General features: G+C 32.2%; 24 protein-coding genes. 8 read left to right on the plus strand and 16 right to left on the minus strand.

The window, feature by feature from the left end:
* Window positions 1–10: 10 nt before the first annotated feature.
* From PSR14_RS14730 to PSR14_RS14770, 9 genes are all read right to left on the minus strand, one after another.
* Window positions 11–655 (minus strand): YjgB family protein, encoded by a 645-nt coding sequence (locus PSR14_RS14730; RefSeq protein ID WP_001267136.1) that lies wholly within the window; start codon window positions 653–655, stop codon window positions 11–13.
* Window positions 656–683: 28 nt separating this feature from the next.
* Entirely contained in the window at window positions 684–1,529 is an 846-nt protein-coding gene (locus PSR14_RS14735; RefSeq protein ID WP_000609539.1) for a hypothetical protein, read from the minus strand.
* Between the two features lie 99 nt (window positions 1,530–1,628).
* Window positions 1,629–2,024, minus strand: a complete 396-nt coding sequence (locus tag PSR14_RS14740) for a hypothetical protein (RefSeq protein ID WP_000847587.1) — start codon at window positions 2,022–2,024, stop codon at window positions 1,629–1,631.
* A 77-nt stretch (window positions 2,025–2,101) separates the two neighbouring features.
* Window positions 2,102–2,344 carry a GlsB/YeaQ/YmgE family stress response membrane protein gene (locus tag PSR14_RS14745; RefSeq protein ID WP_000638307.1) on the minus strand — a complete coding sequence of 81 codons (243 nt, stop codon included), beginning with the start codon at window positions 2,342–2,344 and terminating at the stop codon, window positions 2,102–2,104.
* A 179-nt stretch (window positions 2,345–2,523) separates the two neighbouring features.
* Window positions 2,524–3,489 carry a nucleoside hydrolase gene (locus PSR14_RS14750; RefSeq protein ID WP_000029504.1) on the minus strand — a complete coding sequence of 322 codons (966 nt, stop codon included), beginning with the start codon at window positions 3,487–3,489 and terminating at the stop codon, window positions 2,524–2,526.
* A 127-nt stretch (window positions 3,490–3,616) separates the two neighbouring features.
* The gene (locus PSR14_RS14755; RefSeq protein WP_098487850.1) at window positions 3,617–5,050 is read right to left on the minus strand and encodes an IS4 family transposase; all 1,434 of its coding nucleotides are present in this window, start codon (window positions 5,048–5,050) and stop codon (window positions 3,617–3,619) included.
* A 181-nt stretch (window positions 5,051–5,231) separates the two neighbouring features.
* Window positions 5,232–5,420 carry a YvzF family protein gene (locus tag PSR14_RS14760; protein WP_000621882.1) on the minus strand — a complete coding sequence of 63 codons (189 nt, stop codon included), beginning with the start codon at window positions 5,418–5,420 and terminating at the stop codon, window positions 5,232–5,234.
* Window positions 5,421–5,490: 70 nt separating this feature from the next.
* A complete protein-coding gene (locus PSR14_RS14765; protein WP_048557955.1) occupies window positions 5,491–6,276 on the minus strand; it encodes a class I SAM-dependent methyltransferase in 786 nt (261 codons plus the stop codon).
* A gap of 196 nt (window positions 6,277–6,472) precedes the next feature.
* Window positions 6,473–6,841: a hypothetical protein gene (locus tag PSR14_RS14770; RefSeq protein WP_000067092.1), complete on the minus strand. Its 369-nt coding sequence runs from the start codon at window positions 6,839–6,841 to the stop codon at window positions 6,473–6,475.
* Window positions 6,842–7,319: 478 nt separating this feature from the next.
* On the opposite strand from PSR14_RS14770, the gene PSR14_RS14775 reads away from it, so the two are divergent.
* The 8 genes from PSR14_RS14775 to coaW all read left to right on the plus strand — a co-directional run bounded on the left by PSR14_RS14775 (window position 7,320) and on the right by coaW (window position 13,322).
* Window positions 7,320–7,472: a YqbF domain-containing protein gene (locus tag PSR14_RS14775; protein WP_073541767.1), complete on the plus strand. Its 153-nt coding sequence runs from the start codon at window positions 7,320–7,322 to the stop codon at window positions 7,470–7,472.
* Window positions 7,473–7,627: 155 nt separating this feature from the next.
* Window positions 7,628–8,062 carry an exosporium protein ExsC gene (exsC, locus tag PSR14_RS14780; protein ID WP_073541761.1) on the plus strand — a complete coding sequence of 145 codons (435 nt, stop codon included), beginning with the start codon at window positions 7,628–7,630 and terminating at the stop codon, window positions 8,060–8,062.
* A gap of 304 nt (window positions 8,063–8,366) precedes the next feature.
* Entirely contained in the window at window positions 8,367–9,569 is a 1,203-nt protein-coding gene (locus tag PSR14_RS14785) for an MFS transporter (RefSeq protein ID WP_000269249.1), read from the plus strand.
* A 161-nt stretch (window positions 9,570–9,730) separates the two neighbouring features.
* Complete coding sequence (locus PSR14_RS14790; RefSeq protein ID WP_001279503.1) at window positions 9,731–10,030, plus strand: hypothetical protein; 300 nt, start codon at window positions 9,731–9,733, stop codon at window positions 10,028–10,030.
* A 171-nt stretch (window positions 10,031–10,201) separates the two neighbouring features.
* Entirely contained in the window at window positions 10,202–10,564 is a 363-nt protein-coding gene (locus PSR14_RS14795) for a hypothetical protein (RefSeq protein ID WP_000722267.1), read from the plus strand.
* Between the two features lie 180 nt (window positions 10,565–10,744).
* Window positions 10,745–11,944: an LL-diaminopimelate aminotransferase gene (locus PSR14_RS14800; RefSeq protein ID WP_000222674.1), complete on the plus strand. Its 1,200-nt coding sequence runs from the start codon at window positions 10,745–10,747 to the stop codon at window positions 11,942–11,944.
* Between the two features lie 55 nt (window positions 11,945–11,999).
* A complete protein-coding gene (locus PSR14_RS14805) occupies window positions 12,000–12,398 on the plus strand; it encodes a 3-hydroxyacyl-ACP dehydratase FabZ family protein (RefSeq protein WP_000547657.1) in 399 nt (132 codons plus the stop codon).
* Window positions 12,399–12,491: 93 nt separating this feature from the next.
* Entirely contained in the window at window positions 12,492–13,322 is an 831-nt protein-coding gene (gene coaW / locus PSR14_RS14810; RefSeq protein ID WP_098487199.1) for a type II pantothenate kinase, read from the plus strand.
* Between the two features lie 215 nt (window positions 13,323–13,537).
* Here the strand turns inward: coaW and PSR14_RS14815 are convergent, their stop codons facing one another.
* The 7 genes from PSR14_RS14815 to PSR14_RS14845 form a co-directional block, all read right to left on the minus strand.
* Window positions 13,538–14,164, minus strand: coding sequence for a CPBP family intramembrane glutamic endopeptidase (locus tag PSR14_RS14815; protein WP_048557959.1), 627 nt, complete (start codon window positions 14,162–14,164; stop codon window positions 13,538–13,540).
* A 190-nt stretch (window positions 14,165–14,354) separates the two neighbouring features.
* On the minus strand, window positions 14,355–14,834 hold the full coding sequence (locus PSR14_RS14820) for a CcdC family protein (RefSeq protein WP_048557960.1): 480 nt from the start codon (window positions 14,832–14,834) through the stop codon (window positions 14,355–14,357).
* 36 nt (window positions 14,835–14,870) lie between these two features.
* Entirely contained in the window at window positions 14,871–15,542 is a 672-nt protein-coding gene (locus PSR14_RS14825; RefSeq protein ID WP_000178194.1) for a DUF4052 family protein, read from the minus strand.
* Window positions 15,539–16,411, minus strand: a complete 873-nt coding sequence (locus PSR14_RS14830; protein WP_000560908.1) for an ATP-binding cassette domain-containing protein — start codon at window positions 16,409–16,411, stop codon at window positions 15,539–15,541. The genes PSR14_RS14825 and PSR14_RS14830 overlap by 4 nt, the downstream gene beginning before the upstream one ends.
* Window positions 16,398–16,787, minus strand: a complete 390-nt coding sequence (locus PSR14_RS14835) for a GntR family transcriptional regulator (RefSeq protein WP_098487200.1) — start codon at window positions 16,785–16,787, stop codon at window positions 16,398–16,400. Before PSR14_RS14835 ends, PSR14_RS14830 begins: the two co-directional genes overlap by 14 nt.
* A gap of 125 nt (window positions 16,788–16,912) precedes the next feature.
* Window positions 16,913–17,401 carry a DinB family protein gene (locus PSR14_RS14840; protein WP_000424651.1) on the minus strand — a complete coding sequence of 163 codons (489 nt, stop codon included), beginning with the start codon at window positions 17,399–17,401 and terminating at the stop codon, window positions 16,913–16,915.
* A gap of 14 nt (window positions 17,402–17,415) precedes the next feature.
* Window positions 17,416–18,009: a DUF4825 domain-containing protein gene (locus PSR14_RS14845; protein ID WP_098487201.1), complete on the minus strand. Its 594-nt coding sequence runs from the start codon at window positions 18,007–18,009 to the stop codon at window positions 17,416–17,418.
* Between the last annotated feature and the right edge of the window lie 52 nt (window positions 18,010–18,061).

Raw genomic sequence — 18,061 nt, forward strand, 5'->3', positions numbered from 1 at the left:
CCTTTCTTTATTACCCTGCCATTTTATTAATACTATCCTCAGGTGAAAATACCGAAATATGATTTACCTTACCAGTCGATTTTGGAATGATGAATTTTAACTCAAACTGATTGTTTACTTTATATACATATATTTTATCTTCACCATTTCCTTTAACTGAGTTTGGTTTTCCTAATGCCTTTTCAATTTCTTGTAATGTAATTGATTTTAGTTCTGCATGATAGGAGCGTACATCAAAAACTTGTGATCCTTTATTAAAACCGAAGGAAACATTTTTATTTGTAAAAGTTGCGTACATTCCGTTTCCTGCTTGTTCTGTTTTATCTGCTTTCCCCCACGCTTTTTCTATTTCTTCAATATCTCCTGTATGAGCTGCGAACGGAACATTAGGTACTTTTCCTTCTTTCGCTAGTTCAAACAAGTTTTTAACGTGGTTAATTGATTTTTGGTTTATAACTGTATCCTTCGAATTTGAATCGGTATTTGATTTAACCTCAGGCTCTTTCTTTTCTTCAGAAGTATTATTCTGTTCATTTTTACTATTTTCCGTTGTTGGATCTGTTTCCTTTTTTTCGTCCGTTCCTTTACATGCTACTAATGCAAAAATACATGTAAAAGCGAGAAATAACATACCTATCTTTACATACACTCTCATACATTTCAGCCCCCTATCATAATCTGATTCATTTCGATAACCAATCCATTACACCTCTTTTCAAATTGTGTTTGTTCCAAAAAGTAAATACTTCACTCTCGCCCAATGCTTGTGCAACATATTCTACAAAAGCTGTTCCTAAAAAATAACCGAGTCGGTTGTATCCAAAATATTGTCCGCCAGATAACCGAAACCACTCTTTCTCTTTTTCAAACGTCCATCCTTCTATATAATCTTTCAAAAAACGTTTCTTTATTTGTTCTTCATTTTCTATATAATATTGTAACCAACGTTCACCATCATCGTCATATGAGTAATACACGGATTCATTTAAACCTTTCACAATTTGCTTTGATACGTATGTTGCAACACCTTCACGATACAAATTAACTGCCGCATCGGTCCACTCAGCTTTCTCCCAATCCATTCCATTATTTTGTAACATAACATTATGATATATATGCCCTATTTCGTGAGCGACAATAACACGAAGGTGATTTAAATTTGGAGATAATTTTTCTGCGGCAAAAAACATATCTCCAATAATCTCTCTTTCTACAAATGCATTTGATCCAAATCCTCCAACAAATAAATGAAATTTCATTTTTACATCAAAGTTAAATTTATTATGATATGCATTTGTTACCTCTTGGATAATGATTGGTAATGTTTTAGTAATGATACGAATGTCTTCTATTTTTGCGGGATATTGTTTTATGGCATTAGAAAGACGTTCATTCGTATTAGGACAATGATACTTAAAGTATTCTTCAAATATCTCTGGATGCGAAGTGAAGTATTGATTGAGGACTGCTAATTCTACGTCGGTGCTTTCCCATAATTTTAAAAAACTTGGAATTGTATTGTTTATCATTTTTCCATCTCCTTATATATCCCTTCTCGCCATTTACACTGCACTCCTTCCTTAAATAGAAAAAAGCTGCCCAAAAAGGACAGCTTTACATATGTATTTTTACACTTCGATTGACTTACCATCTTCAACAATATGGTAAAGTAAGTGAGCTAAATGATGAATTGGACCATATTCTTCCTCTTCCTCATCCGTTTCGCCTTGGAATTCAAGATCATTTAAGTATAGTGCTAAAAATTGATAGTATAATTTTAAGTCAAATCCGTAACACGCAGTTGGCTCTTCATGATCTCCTTCATATTGTAGCATTAAGTATTGATCATTTCCTTCTGCATCTTCTGCGTCAAAGAATACGAAGAATCCAACGTTTGTATCTAAATCAAATAGATGACGAGTACCTTTTTCTGTCGCTTTATTGAAGTCCTCTTCACTTAATTTATGTACTGTTGTCGCTTTAGCATTATCTTCTTGATGAAAATTTACTGTAAATGTTTTCAATGCTGACACCTCCTGATTGTATAATACTAGCATAACATATAAAAAGGACTGCTTACAAATGTAAACAGTCCTTACATTCATTTTCGCATTGCTCGCAATAAGAAACTTACGATGAAGATTAAAATAATCGCACCAATTAAAGCTGGAATAATTGCATATCCGCCGATTACTGGGCCGAAACTACCAAGTAATTTCCCACCAATCCAAGAACCAATAATACCAGCAATAATATTACCAATTACACCGCCTGGTACATCCCTACCAGTAATTAAGCTAGCAAGCCACCCTAATATACCACCAACGATTAAAGACCAAATCATATGATAACCTCCTTTATATTTCACCAATCAAAATATAATTAGAAACAATTGCTTACCATTAGTTATGTTACATTTTTCATAAGTTATTCACGGAGCATAACTGTATTTTTTTGTAAAAATAATACATGTTAATTAACTTTTTAGACTAACGATTTATGCAGCTTGAGATATTACACTTATTATGGACAATCGGGCTTCAATATTGTCCGCATAAACTCTTCTTTAAATGCAGGATAATTAAAACCAACCGCAATTCTTTGTATCGGCCGATCATCAAACCTCGTCGGCTCAGCTATTTTTCTAAAGTCAGCCACACTTTGTCCTCTTGTTACGTCATTTGTCGTACTAATCCAAACTGCAGATTTTTTATATTCAAAAATATCATCATTTATAAATGAAATGAACGGAAGCAAATCGTGAATCGGACTTCCAGCAATACCCGGGTATTCTTTTTTATAAAAGTTCTCATAATAAAAATCAATCATTGGTTTAATAAGCTTTGCCTGCCCTGTTCCTTCTTTATTAATAATATCCACCATTTCAGGCGTAATTAGGGCCTGTTGCGTTACATTTAATGGATAAATAGTCGCATTCTTTGCGTACTTCATTACAATATTTGCAGCAATTGGATCTCCATAAAAATTTGCCTCCGATACAGGAGTAACGTTACCAGGAAATAAAAACGCACCGCCCATAATATAATACGAACATATTTTATCCATTACATTTGGATATAATAAAAATAATGTTGCCAACGTTGTTAATCGTCCTGTCGCTACGATAATAATATCTTCTGGACAAGGCTCAATTAATTTAATTAATTCACAAAAATTTTCTCGTTTACAAATCCTCATTTCAGGTGGAATAATGGGACCTAGGCCGTGCTCTCCATGAATTTCAGGAAAAAACAAAGGTTCTTCAGCTGTCATCGGTCTTGCTGCACCCTCAATGATTTTTACTTCTGTAGCATAGTATCTTTCTAAAAAATACACATTTTCTGTTACGATTTCTCGCGATACATTCCCATATTCAGCAACAATACCTAAAATATCTAATTTACATGTTTTATTTGCATAAATTAACGCCACAGCATCATCAATACCAAAGTCTCCAAAAAAGATGATTTTCTTATTAACTATACTCACCCCATGCCCATCAACTTAAGGATGGATACAAAACAAAATTTTGTTCATTTGAACTAAAATCTCCCCAAATGGAGGGATTTATTAAAAATAAGCACGCAAAATAAACCCTAACGGGTTTCATTTTTTCTTATGCAGCTTTCTTTTGCTTGCTGCATCCACTATACTCATAGATAACACCCATGATATCAAAGACAGTTTTCTTCTCATATCGATGAGATTTCCGTCCGTTTTGTTGTAGAAGGTGGAACAGGCGGGTTAGAAGATTTGTTATCTCTTGGGTGTTTTGTATGGATTGATAGAGGAGAAATAGATGGTCTTGAATCATTCCAATTGCTTTATATTCACTTAATTCTTTTTGCTTCTTCTGTAATAAAAGTTGACGCATTTTAAACATGGTAGAAGAACATAAGAAAATAGCGATCAGTTTTCCGTATAAATGGCACTCTATTCTTTCTTGTTTGACAGTGCGACAATGATCTATATCAAATAATGATTTCCACGTTTTAAAAACAATTTCTATCTGCCAGCGTAATGTATACAATTCATGTACTTGTTCCATCGGAACCCATTCCCAAGGTGCATTTGTCACATATACATTTAATCCCGCTACTAATTTACTTTTCTCTGAATAGGTTCTGTGTTTTGACTTTTCTTTTTCTGTAATTTTCTCTAGGCGTTTTTGTAATTGTGCCGCTGTTAAACGATGAAAAACGAGACGTGAAAATAACTGCTGTTTATCTCCAATATAAGCTTGCTGATATTCTATCGTTTCCCCTGGTTGGAGTTGATTCAAAATCTGTATGACATTGATTTGTATGTATTCTGATTGTTTTTTAATGGAACCATTTTTAAAATACTCCGGATCTGGATTTTTTACATATACGTTTGTATTTAACTTTAACCGCGAAATATAATACGTACCCCGTTGATCCATTTGATCTAAATCCTCTAATGAAAAATACCCTAAATCACGAATACATAAATCGCCTGGCCGTAACGTATCTAAACATTCTGTTCCGAATGTTTTATCATTATTTTTTCCAGGTTCCACTTGAAAATTAAGAAATTGTCCACTATGCAAATCATATTCTAATTGAATTTTGATCCCAGCGGTTTGCGCACAGCCACCTGAACCAGGATATATATGTTCCAAAGTATGGGGTACTTGAAACATAGTGGCATCCATGATGCGAATACGTTTAAAATGCGCAAAAAGTTGGCTAGAAATGTGTGTTTGTTCACAGATTTTTTGTTGTAACAACAAAGAAAAGATATGTTTTAAAAATAACACTGATTTTTCATTAAATCGTTTATTTAAGCCCTCCGGGCTAAGTACAGTACCTGTAACTGCGTGAAGTCTACTACATAATCGTACTAAAGGATCACTGGCCACCCTTTGACTAATCCAAATACAAATGGTAGCTAAATCTGATCCCGAAAATTTGCGTTTTCTCTTTACAAACTTCATCTCTCTTGCTAGTTCTTCCAAAAATTCAGGTGTGATATAGCGCTGTAATTCTTCCGCAAATGGTTGTAATTCATCTTGAATCGCGAGATTCATAAAAAAACGTCACCCTTTCTCATTTATATTATGTAAGAAAGAATAACGTTTTTTTGTACTTGGGGGTAGTAAAAAGCCTTAAGTTGATGGGCATGTATACTCACCCCTCTTCAGCATTATCTACTATTATTAGTATGTAAAAAAGACAAGGCTGTGAAACGGTGCAAACTAAAAAAGCCGCCTATTTATTGGCGACTTCAATCTTTTTATAAGATAAATATGCTAGCACATTTTTACTTGAATCATACTTTGGATTATTTCCTTTTCTTGGTTCTCTCGTATGTGTTTTTTCAAATCCAGGAATATCCGGCATTTTCTCCATAAATTCAAGCATTTCTTCTTCAGTTCCTTCAATACGTACGCGAATCATTATTACATTTCCTCAATTCTCATTTTCTCTGTTACTAAGTATAACGTACTTTGGAAAGACTGCAAGAAATTTATCTTTTTAATGTTAAACTTTTTTTACATACAAACAATGCCATTTCAGTATAAAACGATATAATTTTATTATTTTCATATTGAATGTTAAAGAATTCTTGCATTTCAACTGATGTTTTCATCATACATTCTGTTAACTTCACCCGCTTCTGCAAAGGTACATTCATCATATCGCACCACCATTCAAAATCAAATTTCTTGTCAAAAGTAAGACATGACTGCATTTGCAAACCATTTTTCTCTAATAAGGTAATCCATTCTGTTTTTTTCAAAGCCCGTTCATGACTCGGATCCCGCTTTTTTTCTATAAAATTATAAAATGTATCGTATTCATTATTTTCCGGTGAAACATTATCTATTAAAATAAACAATCCATTATCTTCTAACGTACGATTTACTTCATAAATAAACTGAGCTGGATTCGTAAAGTGATGTGCTGCAATTCGGCACGTAATTGTATCAAAAGAACTATCAGAAAACGGTAAACTCTCAGCGTTTCCAGCAACAAAAGACACATTTTCATGGCCGTTACTTATAATAAATTTTTTTGCATTCTCTAACATTTTTTCTGTTAAGTCTAAAGCAACTACTTCGTTAAACAATGGCGCTAATACATTTGCAACATGTCCTCCGCCAGTAGCAATATCAAGAAGACGATTATTATGACGAGACTCAACTTGTTGAACTACATATTGTAAATCCGGTCCTTTAGCGTGAATTTTACTTTTTACATACTTCTCCGCATTATTACCAAACTGTTGTTTCACAAGCTCTTCTTTACTCATTTTATCATCTTCTTTCTATTGTTATTTACATATAGAATTCATATAATAATTAAAGTTCTCTTTATGTATTTTCAAATCCTCTTTTCAGCTCACTTCTTATCATGCTGTCCTATCATCAACATAAAATCGATTTTCCGTTTACATATAAAACAAAAAAGGCTACGGGAACTTGTCCCCTAACCTGACCAAATATCAATTACATTTTTACTTTTTCATATACATCTATATAATATAAATCCTCTTTCAACTTCATAATAACGTCTACTTCGTTATAAGTAGCCTCACGAGCATGTAAACCAAATTGATCCATACCAATCCATATCCATCCAGGTGTATGATAGAGAACATCTATGTTAAAATACTCTAATTTAGTAAGCTCCGATTTAATAAATTTATCTTTATTAGCAATTTGTTTATCTATTAAACCATATTCTTTTCCATTTTCCAATAGCGATATAATTTTTCCTACAATCGGGTGTTCACGAACAATAAAGTGATATTCCTTTTCCTCCACATTCGCCACAATTAAACGAAAATCAGATAAATCAGCCTCTAAATTCGACATCTTTATTTATTCACCTCCTTTATGAGTTTCATAAACATAATAACAAATGAATATTCAAATAATATTAATATAATGTAAAAAATAAAAAAGCTGACTTCCCTTTAGAAATCAGCCTTTATAGTTTAATCATCTGTATACTTTTACAAACTATTATAATGTTTCTTTTTCCTCATCCTTTCCAGAAACTAAATTCCCAATAGCATCTGCTGTTACTTCCACCACAAATTCACAAATTCCTGCTACAACTTCTCCAATCACTTCATCCATCATTTTTACCCCCTTATTTTATGTAACTTATTTGTAGTATAGAAGAGATTGGTTATTTTTAACTATCGGAAAACGTGACAACAACATTACAGTTTTGTAAGCTTTTTAATTTGTTTCGCTTCTATACTTTGAAACTTCAAGTATGATTCACAAGCATATAGGTCATCATAATATTAAGTGAATACTAATTTTGCTAGAGGAGGCGTGTAAAATTTACTACGTAAAATTAATTAAAGGTCAATCCTTCTATGCTTTTAATCATCGTTTCTTAATGTCTGAAGAAGAAGAGGTTTCCGAGAAAGTTTATAATTACTTACGTCGTAATGAATTTTTCGAAGTACGCAAAGAAGAATATTCGGCCTAAGTACAAAAGCACCAAGAAAACCATCACTGTATTGTGATATTTTCTTGATGCTTTTTTGTGAATTACTCCTTTTCAACAATTAATGTCGACTCTATTATTTGTCCAAGCTATTTCATTGCTATTTTCATATTTTAGTATAAGAGGAGGTGACGAATATGACTCATATCGTTGATTACCAAGCTACTCAACCTATAAGTAAAACGGGTGAAACCACTTTTGCAATTCCAGCTTCTCCAAATAAAGCAATTCTAGCAAATTTGAAAGTAAGAATTTCAAGTAGAAATTCACGTAATAATCGTGTAGAGTTAATCGCTACAATTGGTATAGAAGGTATATCTGGGACTTCACAAGTTTTATTCCGAATTTTCCGTGATAACTTTGAAATTTTCAATGCACAAGCAGGTATTGAATCTACAGATTCTGAGCAATTCTACACTCAAACATTTCAAGCTATAGATCAAAATGTTAGCAGTGGAACACACCAATATTCATTAACTGTAGAAAACCTTACTAGTGGTGCAAGCGCAGAAGTTGTTGGTCCTCTATCTTTTAGCGCTTTAGCTATTGGACAAGAGCGTAAATGCTGCTAAGTGAATCTAATGTTTAATTTTGCAATTGAGAAAAGCGAGACATAGTTATATGTTCTTGCTTTTTTATTTTTTTAATATTTATCCCTACTATTCATTATGTTTTAATCATTTAGTATTTACATTTTGATTTGCTTATTTTATCAATTAACGAATCGATTTTTTGACAAATCAAAAAAATTGAAATCCACTCATGAAACACGTAATATAGACTCTGACTCTAAAAAAGTTCGTTAAAAATAATACATAAAATAAGGAGGTTTTATATACGAGTTTTTCATTTTAAAAGACGGAGAGGTTTTATATTATGTGGCGTAATAAAAATGTTTGGATTGTTTTAATTGGGGAGTTTATTGCTGGTTTAGGGTTATGGCTTGGAATTCTTGGCAACCTGGAATTTATGCAAAAATATGTCCCTTCTGATTTCATGAAATCAGTTATATTGTTTATCGGGCTATTAGCAGGTGTTCTAGTGGGACCTATGGCTGGTCGTATCATCGATCAATATGAAAAGAAAAAAGTCCTTCTTTATGCTGGTTTTGGTCGTGTTATTAGTGTTATTTTTATGTTTTTCGCTATCCAATTTGAAAGTATCGCCTTTATGATTGCATTTATGGTTGCGCTTCAAATTTCAGCAGCATTTTATTTCCCTGCATTACAATCTGTAATTCCACTCATCGTACGTGAGCATGAGTTATTACAAATGAACGGTGTACATATGAATGTAGGTACAATCGCTCGTATTGCAGGTACTTCACTAGGTGGAATTCTTTTAGTTGTAATGAGTTTACAATATATGTACGCCTTCTCAATGGCAGCATATGCTTTATTATTCCTCTCAACTTTCTTCCTACAATTCGAAGATAAGAAATCAACAACACCTAGTAAGCAAGCGGCAAAAGATAATAGCTTTATGGAAGTATTTCGTATTTTAAGAGGAATTCCGATTGCTTTCACAGCACTTATATTAAGTATTATCCCTCTATTATTTATAGCTGGATTTAATTTAATGGTAATTAATATTAGCGAAATGCAACATGATCCAACGATTAAAGGCTTTATATATACGATTGAAGGTATCGCATTTATGTTAGGTGCCTTCGTTATTAAACGTTTATCTGATCATTTCAAACCTGAAAAGTTACTATATTTCTTCGCTGTTTGTACCGCTTTTGCACATCTATCATTGTTCTTTAGCGATATAAAATGGATGTCTCTTACATCATTTGGGTTGTTTGGTTTTAGTGTTGGTTGTTTCTTCCCTATTATGTCAACAATTTTCCAAACGAAAGTGGAAAAGAACTATCACGGCCGACTCTTCTCATTCCGTAATATGTTTGAGAGAGTGATGTTCCAAATTGTCTTACTTGGCACAGGCTTCTTCTTAGATACGATTGGATTGCAATATATGGTTCTTATTTTCGGTGTTATTTCATTATTCATTATCTTCATATCGCTATCTAAACAGAAACAGTATGAAAAACAACCTTCGCAATCTGCGAATTTATAACATAATTAAAGAAGCATGGATTTAGTAGTATTAAACTAATCCATGCTTCTTTGTTTTATATAATCTTATTTATTACGTTTATTGAAATTATTAAAAGGAGTAAACACTCTTACCTTCGAATACATTATATAAACTATTATCTACAACAAGGCGGTGTAGGAATGTCTGATGGTATGCAATTATTTATTATCTTTATTTTTGTAATAGTTATGTTTAGCATCCTAAACTTTTTAGCCATTTTCCTTTCTCAGCATAACTTTAAAAGAAGAATTGTCGCAGGTTTTATATTTTCACTACTGACTCCCCTTGTCTTTTTGACTACCACAGCATTCGCTTCTATATTTGATAAAGCTGGATTTGTCGCAGGTACATTAGCCTTTATTGTTGCAATTGTATATATTTTAAATGGAATTGTGATCCTACTTTCCTCTTTATTCTTCCTCAAAAGAAACATCACATAAACTATTGTACTCGGCATGAATCTGACTTTACACTAGATTCATGCTTTTTCAATCCCCCCCTAAATTTTTATATGAAATTAAATAATTCTTTATAAAAATTTAAACTTTATTTATTACAATGTTCGTATCGTATTCGCACGTTTATTGAAAATGCAAAGAAAGGAGTACAAAATGAAAAAGATTCTATTAATTATTCCAATATTCATCGTTTTACTTAGCGGATGTAGCAATAATGATATTTACGGTTCTTGGGAAGTCGTTGACAATAAAAACGGTCTTTGTCCTATATCGTATAAATTTGAAACAGTTGTAAAAGAAGAAAAGAAAGAAAAAATCATTCAATATTTAGTAGAGATGCAAACAACGAAGAAAAAAGAAGATTTATACAAAGGCTCATTTGTTAAGGATTCTAATGTATATCACATTGATTATGGTAACTCATTTACATCAGATCAAACTTTAAAAGTTGTCGATGGCAAATTAAACGTATACTTTTATGCAGTGGAAAAATTATGTACATATAAAAAGAAATAATTACACTTCATATCAAACGCAGAAAATGTTTTCTGCGTTATTTTGTATTCCATCTCTTTATCCTCCCTCTAAATTTGTCAATCATTTTAATTTTCACAAAAAAGTGATAAAATGTAACCATGTGTTTTCAGAATAATTAAAAACGCAGAAAGAAAACACTGTTTTTTAGGAGGGGTTTTGATGACTTACACGTTAGCAACTAGAATGAAAGCATTCCAATCTTCTATATTTAGTGAATTAGGGGCCTATAAAAAAGAAAAAATTGCAGCAGGTCACAAAATGATCGATTTAAGTATCGGGAATCCTGATATGCCACCTGCTGATTTCGTAAGAGAAGAAATGGTACATACAGCAAATCAAAAAGAAAGCTATGGATACACATTAAGTGGTATTCAAGAATTTCACGAAGCTGTAACTGAATATTACAACAACACTCATAATGTTATATTAAATGCCGATAAAGAAGTTTTATTATTAATGGGGTCACAGGACGGACTCGTTCATTTACCTATGGTTTATGCGAATCCAGGAGATATTATATTAGTTCCTGACCCAGGATATACAGCTTATGAAACAGGAATTCAAATGGCTGGAGCAACATCTTACTACATGCCTTTAAAAAAAGAAAATGATTTCTTACCTAACTTAGAGCTAATTCCTGAAGAAATTGCAGATAAAGCGAAGATGATGATTTTAAACTTCCCAGGGAATCCGGTTCCAGCAATGGCTCATGAAGATTTCTTTAAAGAAGTAATCGCATTTGCGAAAAAGCATAACATTATTGTTGTCCATGATTTTGCTTATGCTGAATTTTATTTTGATGGTAATAAACCAATTAGCTTCCTTTCTGTGCCTGGTGCTAAAGAAGTTGGCGTAGAAATTAACTCTTTGTCAAAAAGTTATAGTTTAGCAGGTAGTCGTATTGGATATATGATTGGAAATGAAGAAATTGTCGGGGCACTTACACAATTTAAATCTAATACAGATTACGGAGTGTTTTTACCAATTCAAAAAGCGGCATGTGTTGCACTAAGAAATGGCGCTGCTTTTTGTGAGAAAAACCGCGGTATTTATCAAGAACGTAGAGATACTTTAGTTGATGGATTCCGAACATTTGGCTGGAATGTTGATAAACCAGCTGGCAGTATGTTCGTCTGGGCCGAAATTCCGAACGGCTGGACTTCTATAGATTTCGCATATGCATTAATGGATCGTGCGAATGTCGTTGTTACGCCAGGTCATGCATTTGGACCTCACGGAGAAGGCTTTGTACGCATTGCACTCGTTCAAGATAAAGCAGTGTTACAACAAGTTGTTGAAAACATTAGAAATAGTGGCATTTTTTCTCTTGAAAAAGCAGAAGAATTAGTTAAAAATTAATGATAACTCCCCTGCTTAACTATAAGCAGGGGTATTATTCATTGGAGGTACTTAAATGCATATTAAAGACACTCTTCCTCATCGTTATCCATTTTTAATGATTGATAAAGTAACAAATGTAAAACAAGGTGAATCCGTTACAGGATATAAACTCATTACAAATAACGAATGGTTTATAAATGATAGTCAAAAACATATGCCTCATATGTTAATTGTAGAAGCACTTGCTCAGCTTAGTGCATTTGTACATACAAGTGATTCTAACGGACTAGGCTTCCTTTCCTCGTTAGATGGGGTTACGTTCCATGAAAAAGCATATCCCGGTGATAAACTTAATTTGCATTATGAGTTAACTCGCAATCGCCGAGGTTTTGTTCTCGGTAAAGGTACCGCAACCGTTAATAATCAACCGATTGTAACGATAGAAAAGCTATTAATATATCAAGCAGAATAAAAATCATGTAATTCAACGGGGGTGTCTATCTCCTAAAAATTCGTTTCATCAACATGAACAGAGTAAATAAATTACTTAGTTAGGAGCAGACAAATGGAAAGTACTATTGGTATCGATGCTGGAGGCACATTAACGAAAATTGCTTATTTGGATGAACAAAGGCAATTAGCTTTTGAAAAATTTTATTCAAATGAACAAGATAAAATAATAGATTGGCTTAAGAAAAACACTGGTAAAAAGCAAATATGTATTACAGGTGGTAAAGCGAAAGAATTACAGCAACTACTTTCAAACTCATATAAAATAGTAGAACTAAATGAATTTGAAGCTACTCTTATAGGCGTCCGATACATTTTAAAAGAAGAGAAGTATGATATAAACAACTTTATTTTAACAAATATCGGTACAGGTACTTCTATTCATTACGTTTATAATGACCAATATATTCGAGCTGGCGGAACTGGTGTTGGCGGTGGTACTATCATGGGACTTTCAAAATTATTAACAAATCTAGATCATTTTGAAGATGTGATCCCTTTAACAAAAGTAGGAACTAGAAAAAAACTAGATATTACGGTTGGAGATATTTATGTTGGTATTCTCTCCCCTATTGATAATAGTTTAACTGCAAGCAATTTTGGTAAAGCCGCTACTATAGAATCAAATTATAATAATTCAGATATACTTGCTACTGTACAAGGACTTGTCGGTGAAGTCGTTACTGCATTAAGCCTTCAATTCGCCGAAACAAAAAACATTGACCATATTATTTATATTGGTTCAACTCTATGTAATAACATACACCTTCAAAATATTATTAGTAGCTACACAAAATATCAAAATAAAACACCTGTTTTTTTACAAGATGGTGGTAATAGCGGTGCGATTGGTGCTTTACTTTATGCTACGAATAAAAAAAGCTGACTTTTGTCAGCTTTTTGAAATGCGGATTTTATACGCTAAAACAGTCTCTACATGTGAGATTTTATCTTTGTTACTGTAAAAATCAACTAGTTCCCCAGCTAGAGGTGATTGTTGACGTAAAATTCGTTAGCTGTAGTAAAAAAACTATTTTCTTACCTTTTTTAATAAGATTTCAATAATTCATTTATAAATACACTAACTCAATTATCAATTTACTACAGCTTTTTTGCGTAATATACAGAAAGGAAGTTAAATTCTATATGTAATAATATTGGGAAAACAATTGATAGTGTGGAATCCGTAATCATACCATGTATTATTCCACCTAAAAATGCGAACAGCATAAATTTTATACTAGTCTGATTAAATTTGTAATATTGTAAGTGAGATACAGCAAATAGAAAGGAAGATATTAGAATTGGTAGCGTAACTGGTATGTAAGCTATTTCAAAATTAGAGAGGATTGGGAATGCGTTGTTAAGTATTGGTATAATCATCCCTCTAAAAATTACTTCTTCAAAAATAGGATACATAATTACAAAGTTTAAGATATTCTTTTTCCCAATTGGATTATATCCTGAGTATCGTGAAATGACAATATTCGTTATCAAAGCAATCAAGATTAATACAACAATTGATTCATAGTGAATTGGTAAACGGAATACATAATTATCTACATAAAAATAACTAATTATCGTCAGTATTGTCCCCCATATATAAATAATCTCATTTTCTATCTTGCGGTACAACGTTTTTCCAATAATAATGCCAACTGTAATATCAACAATTTTATATGAAAAAGCTAATAAAACAGCAAATACTAACGCAATAAAGTAGCTCATATCGACTCATTACCTCCTCTCAAAAAGAACTATTTCATTTCATGTATTTGATTTACCCCCATTACCATACATTTCTTTCATTCATTATAAAATTTTACCATATAGTGATGATTTTGAGAGGGAAAATTAGTTACATAGCATATAATGATTTCATAAAAACAAAGACTTCTCTATTGAGAAGTCTTTGTTTTTACACTGTATGATTACTATTCCCCCGCAAAACTTTCCTAAACTTTATATAACAAGCAATTCTCCACGGAATGATATACGATACTGCAACTACGTAAAATAATAAACCAACCGTTTGTTGATCTAAATCTACAATAAATTGTCTTGAACCATATCTTAAAACGACAAGTGCAATAAAAGTAATTAAAAAGACAGCACTTTTTTTCGTATAAATATTCCCATCATCTCTTCGTTCATAATTTGTTAATACTATAAGCGGCACAGAGAAAAGTACCCCAATGAATACCGCTATAACTACTTGTAATATAGCTGGATGTACTGGACCAAAAAACCATACAACACCTGGTGTTAAAAATAATAACGGCCATAAAATACGTTTTCCTGATCCCTTTATTGGCTTATGCATGGAGCGATAACGACGCCAGAATATTAATAGTGCAATGCCTAAAAAGACTGTAATGAGTGAAGATGTGTCTCCCATTTGCTATCCTTCTCTCTATAGTAATCTAATAATATTTCAAATCGTTTTTTCGAATGATACTTTACGAATAAATATACTACTAGTTATGATATAAAGGACAGTTAATCCAATTGAAATAACAGTAAAATACGGTATATTTACTAAAGATCCATCACTCGTAAATAATAAACTGGTTACCCCTGCTTCTCCATAAAGTACACTATTTGTTGATAAGAAAAGGGTCCCACCAATCATAAGACCGATCCACTGAAATCGTTGTTTAAAAACTACTACCACTTGAAAGAAACATGCTGTTGTAACATAAAATAAAAATTGCAAAATAAATTGTTGCACCGATTGCTCCCCAAAACTAACATTTACTAAATTATATTTTATATCTTGTAAAAGCATTATTTGAAGAAACGAAAACATTGCGGATTGCAAGATGATATAACAAATTGCTCCGATGAAATATTGAATTCTCGTTACACCAAATGAAACAGCTAAACGAAATAGCTCATCTTGAATGATGAAAACACTCCCTACTATAAACAACATAATTGCTATTGACGGGTTATTTATAATTTCGGGTAAATAACCAATGTTCACTCCATTTAAATGCGCAGCATTTAAAGCTCCTTTTATTAATAAGGCTACAATCCAAAATATTAAAATCGCTTTATAATGAAAATTAATATGTAACTTTAACTGCTTCATTAACATCGTCATTTCACTTCACCACCAGTTATATGAATAAATAATTTTTGCAATGTAATTCTATCAATTGCTAAACCTTCTTTTTCAAGAGAGTAATAATCTTCATTAGAAAGTTCTTCCCATATAACAGCAATACCCTTATTTCCATAAACTTCTCGATTTAATACTTTTTTATTGATCAAGAACTCGTCCACTTTATCCTTTTGCCCTGAAATAATCTGAACTTGTTGTAATAAATCTTCTACCAATGATTGAACAACTAATCTTCCTTCTTTTATGATTATCACATCTTCAATCACATGGGTTACTTCTTCTACTAAATGTGTTGATAATATAATTGTTCGTGGATACTCACCGTAATCTTCTAGTAGTAGACTATAAAATAATTCACGGTGTGCTGCGTCTAAACCTGTAGTTGGTTCATCAAAAATAGTAATTGGTGCTCTACTTGCTAACCCTTGAATAATGCCGACGACTGTTTGCATGCCGTGTGATAATTTATGATATTTCACTGTCATATTAAGCTGAAATTTATTAGCGAGTTCTTCAGCATACTTTCCATCCCAGTTTTTATAAAACATGCTGCACATCTTAAAAATTTCTTTTACTTTAAAACTTAACTGAGCTTCTTCTTTTACTCTAACAAAACAAATATTTTGCATCGCTTTACTATTCTCAAAAACATGTTCGCCAAATATTGATACGCTTCCACTACTTGAAGTAATTTGACCTGCAAGTAAATTTAATAGTGTCGTTTTTCCTGCTCCGTTTCTACCGAGCAAACCATATATTTTATGCTCTTCCAATGAAATCGTTACTTCATTTACTGCTACTTTCTTTTTGTATTTTTTCGTTATATCTTTCGTTTCAAGTGCAATCATCCCTCGTTCCCCCCTTCGTAATTTTTTGAATCATATCCATCAATTCATCTTTGGATATTTCTAATACTTTCGCTTCTTCCCACACTTTAGGTAAATATTCGGTCATAAAAGTATTTTGTCTTTTTTTAAGTACAACTTCTTTCGCTCCCTTTGCAACAAACATCCCGATCCCTCTCTTTTTATATAAAATTCCTTCATCCACTAATACGTTTACCCCTTTAGCTGCAGTAGCTGGATTTATTTGTAACATCTTCGCAAATTGATTTGTTGATGGAACTTGTTCTTCTTCAAGTAATATGTCTTTTAAAATATCAGATTCAATCGTTTCTGCAATTTGCAAGTATATTAATTTATTTTGCTCCAGAGTAGGTTTCATAATTTCACCACCTTAGGTTCATAGGTTCATTACTTATGTAATTAACCTTATCACATAAAAGTGTATATTTCCATAAATTTCTTTTATAAAAAAAGAGAGTCATTCGTTTAAGAATGACTCTCTTTCTAAAATTTTGAAGTTTCAACTCTAATTTTTAAATTCTTTTCATTTATACCATTTTGACAAAAATTAAATTGTTGTCCCTTTATAGACTTTGTACGATCTACAACTTGCCCTAAATGATAACTTGTGTGCTCCACTAAATGTAATAAACTATGAAGGTCAATATGTCTTTTTTCTCCACATGCTTGTATATATTCTGTTCCCCATTCATCAAATACGTCTTCAACGTACTGTAGCAAAAGTTCAGTACGTTGTCGCTTTACTGGAAAATACTCCTCAATTCCCTTTTCAAAGACTATATTTGGATTTTTATAACGACTAGTATTTCTCTGTATATGTTCACAAATATGTAGTACGATTCCACCAATTGAATTCACAGAATCCCCTTGTTTCCATAAATCTTCTTCACTAACGAAGCTAATTGCCTGTATTAACTTAGGTAAATAATGATCTTGCATTCGATGATAAGTAATTTTATATACTAACTCCACCTATTTTCCTCCCATCATTTCAACTGCTGTACTGGATACTTTACAAATAAAGCATTCCTAAACTCTTTATCATTCATAAGCATTGTAATTTCTTCGTTATTTTCGTTAAGAAACTTTACTACTTTCTTTTTATCCCATATATCATTTTCTTTTGGGAAATTATCAAACTTTTCATACAGGATTGATAGTATTTCTTCTCTTTTTATCGTGAAATTTTTATTTTCTACTTGCAACTCGTAACCTTTTGCATTTGGTACTAAAATCGCTAAATAAATAACGTTAAAGAGAAAATTCTTCTCCATCGTATCCTTACCATCAAACCAATACGTCTCAACCATGTCTTCTGTCAAAGTTCCATTTTCTTTTGTACCATAGTTCACCTTTATACTTTCATTCTCTAAACTTACACTTTGAAATGTTTCACCACCGGGTAAACGATTAACAATTGCAACTACATCTGAGTTATTCCCAACATATGTCCCAGCATATTGCTTAAAGTCACCAGGTTCAACATCAGATATTTCTTTTATTCTTTCTCCGCTAGAACAAGCAGTAATACATAAAAAAATTGTTAGCATAACAACTACATTACGATGCATATATTTCATTTAGCATCCCCCATTTTTATCGATATTTCGTTAATTACAATACACCTTCTCA

The sequence above is a fragment of the Bacillus sp. A01H genome (assembly GCF_045277205.1).
Taxonomy (GTDB): Bacteria; Bacillota; Bacilli; order Bacillales; family Bacillaceae_G; genus Bacillus_A; species Bacillus_A paranthracis.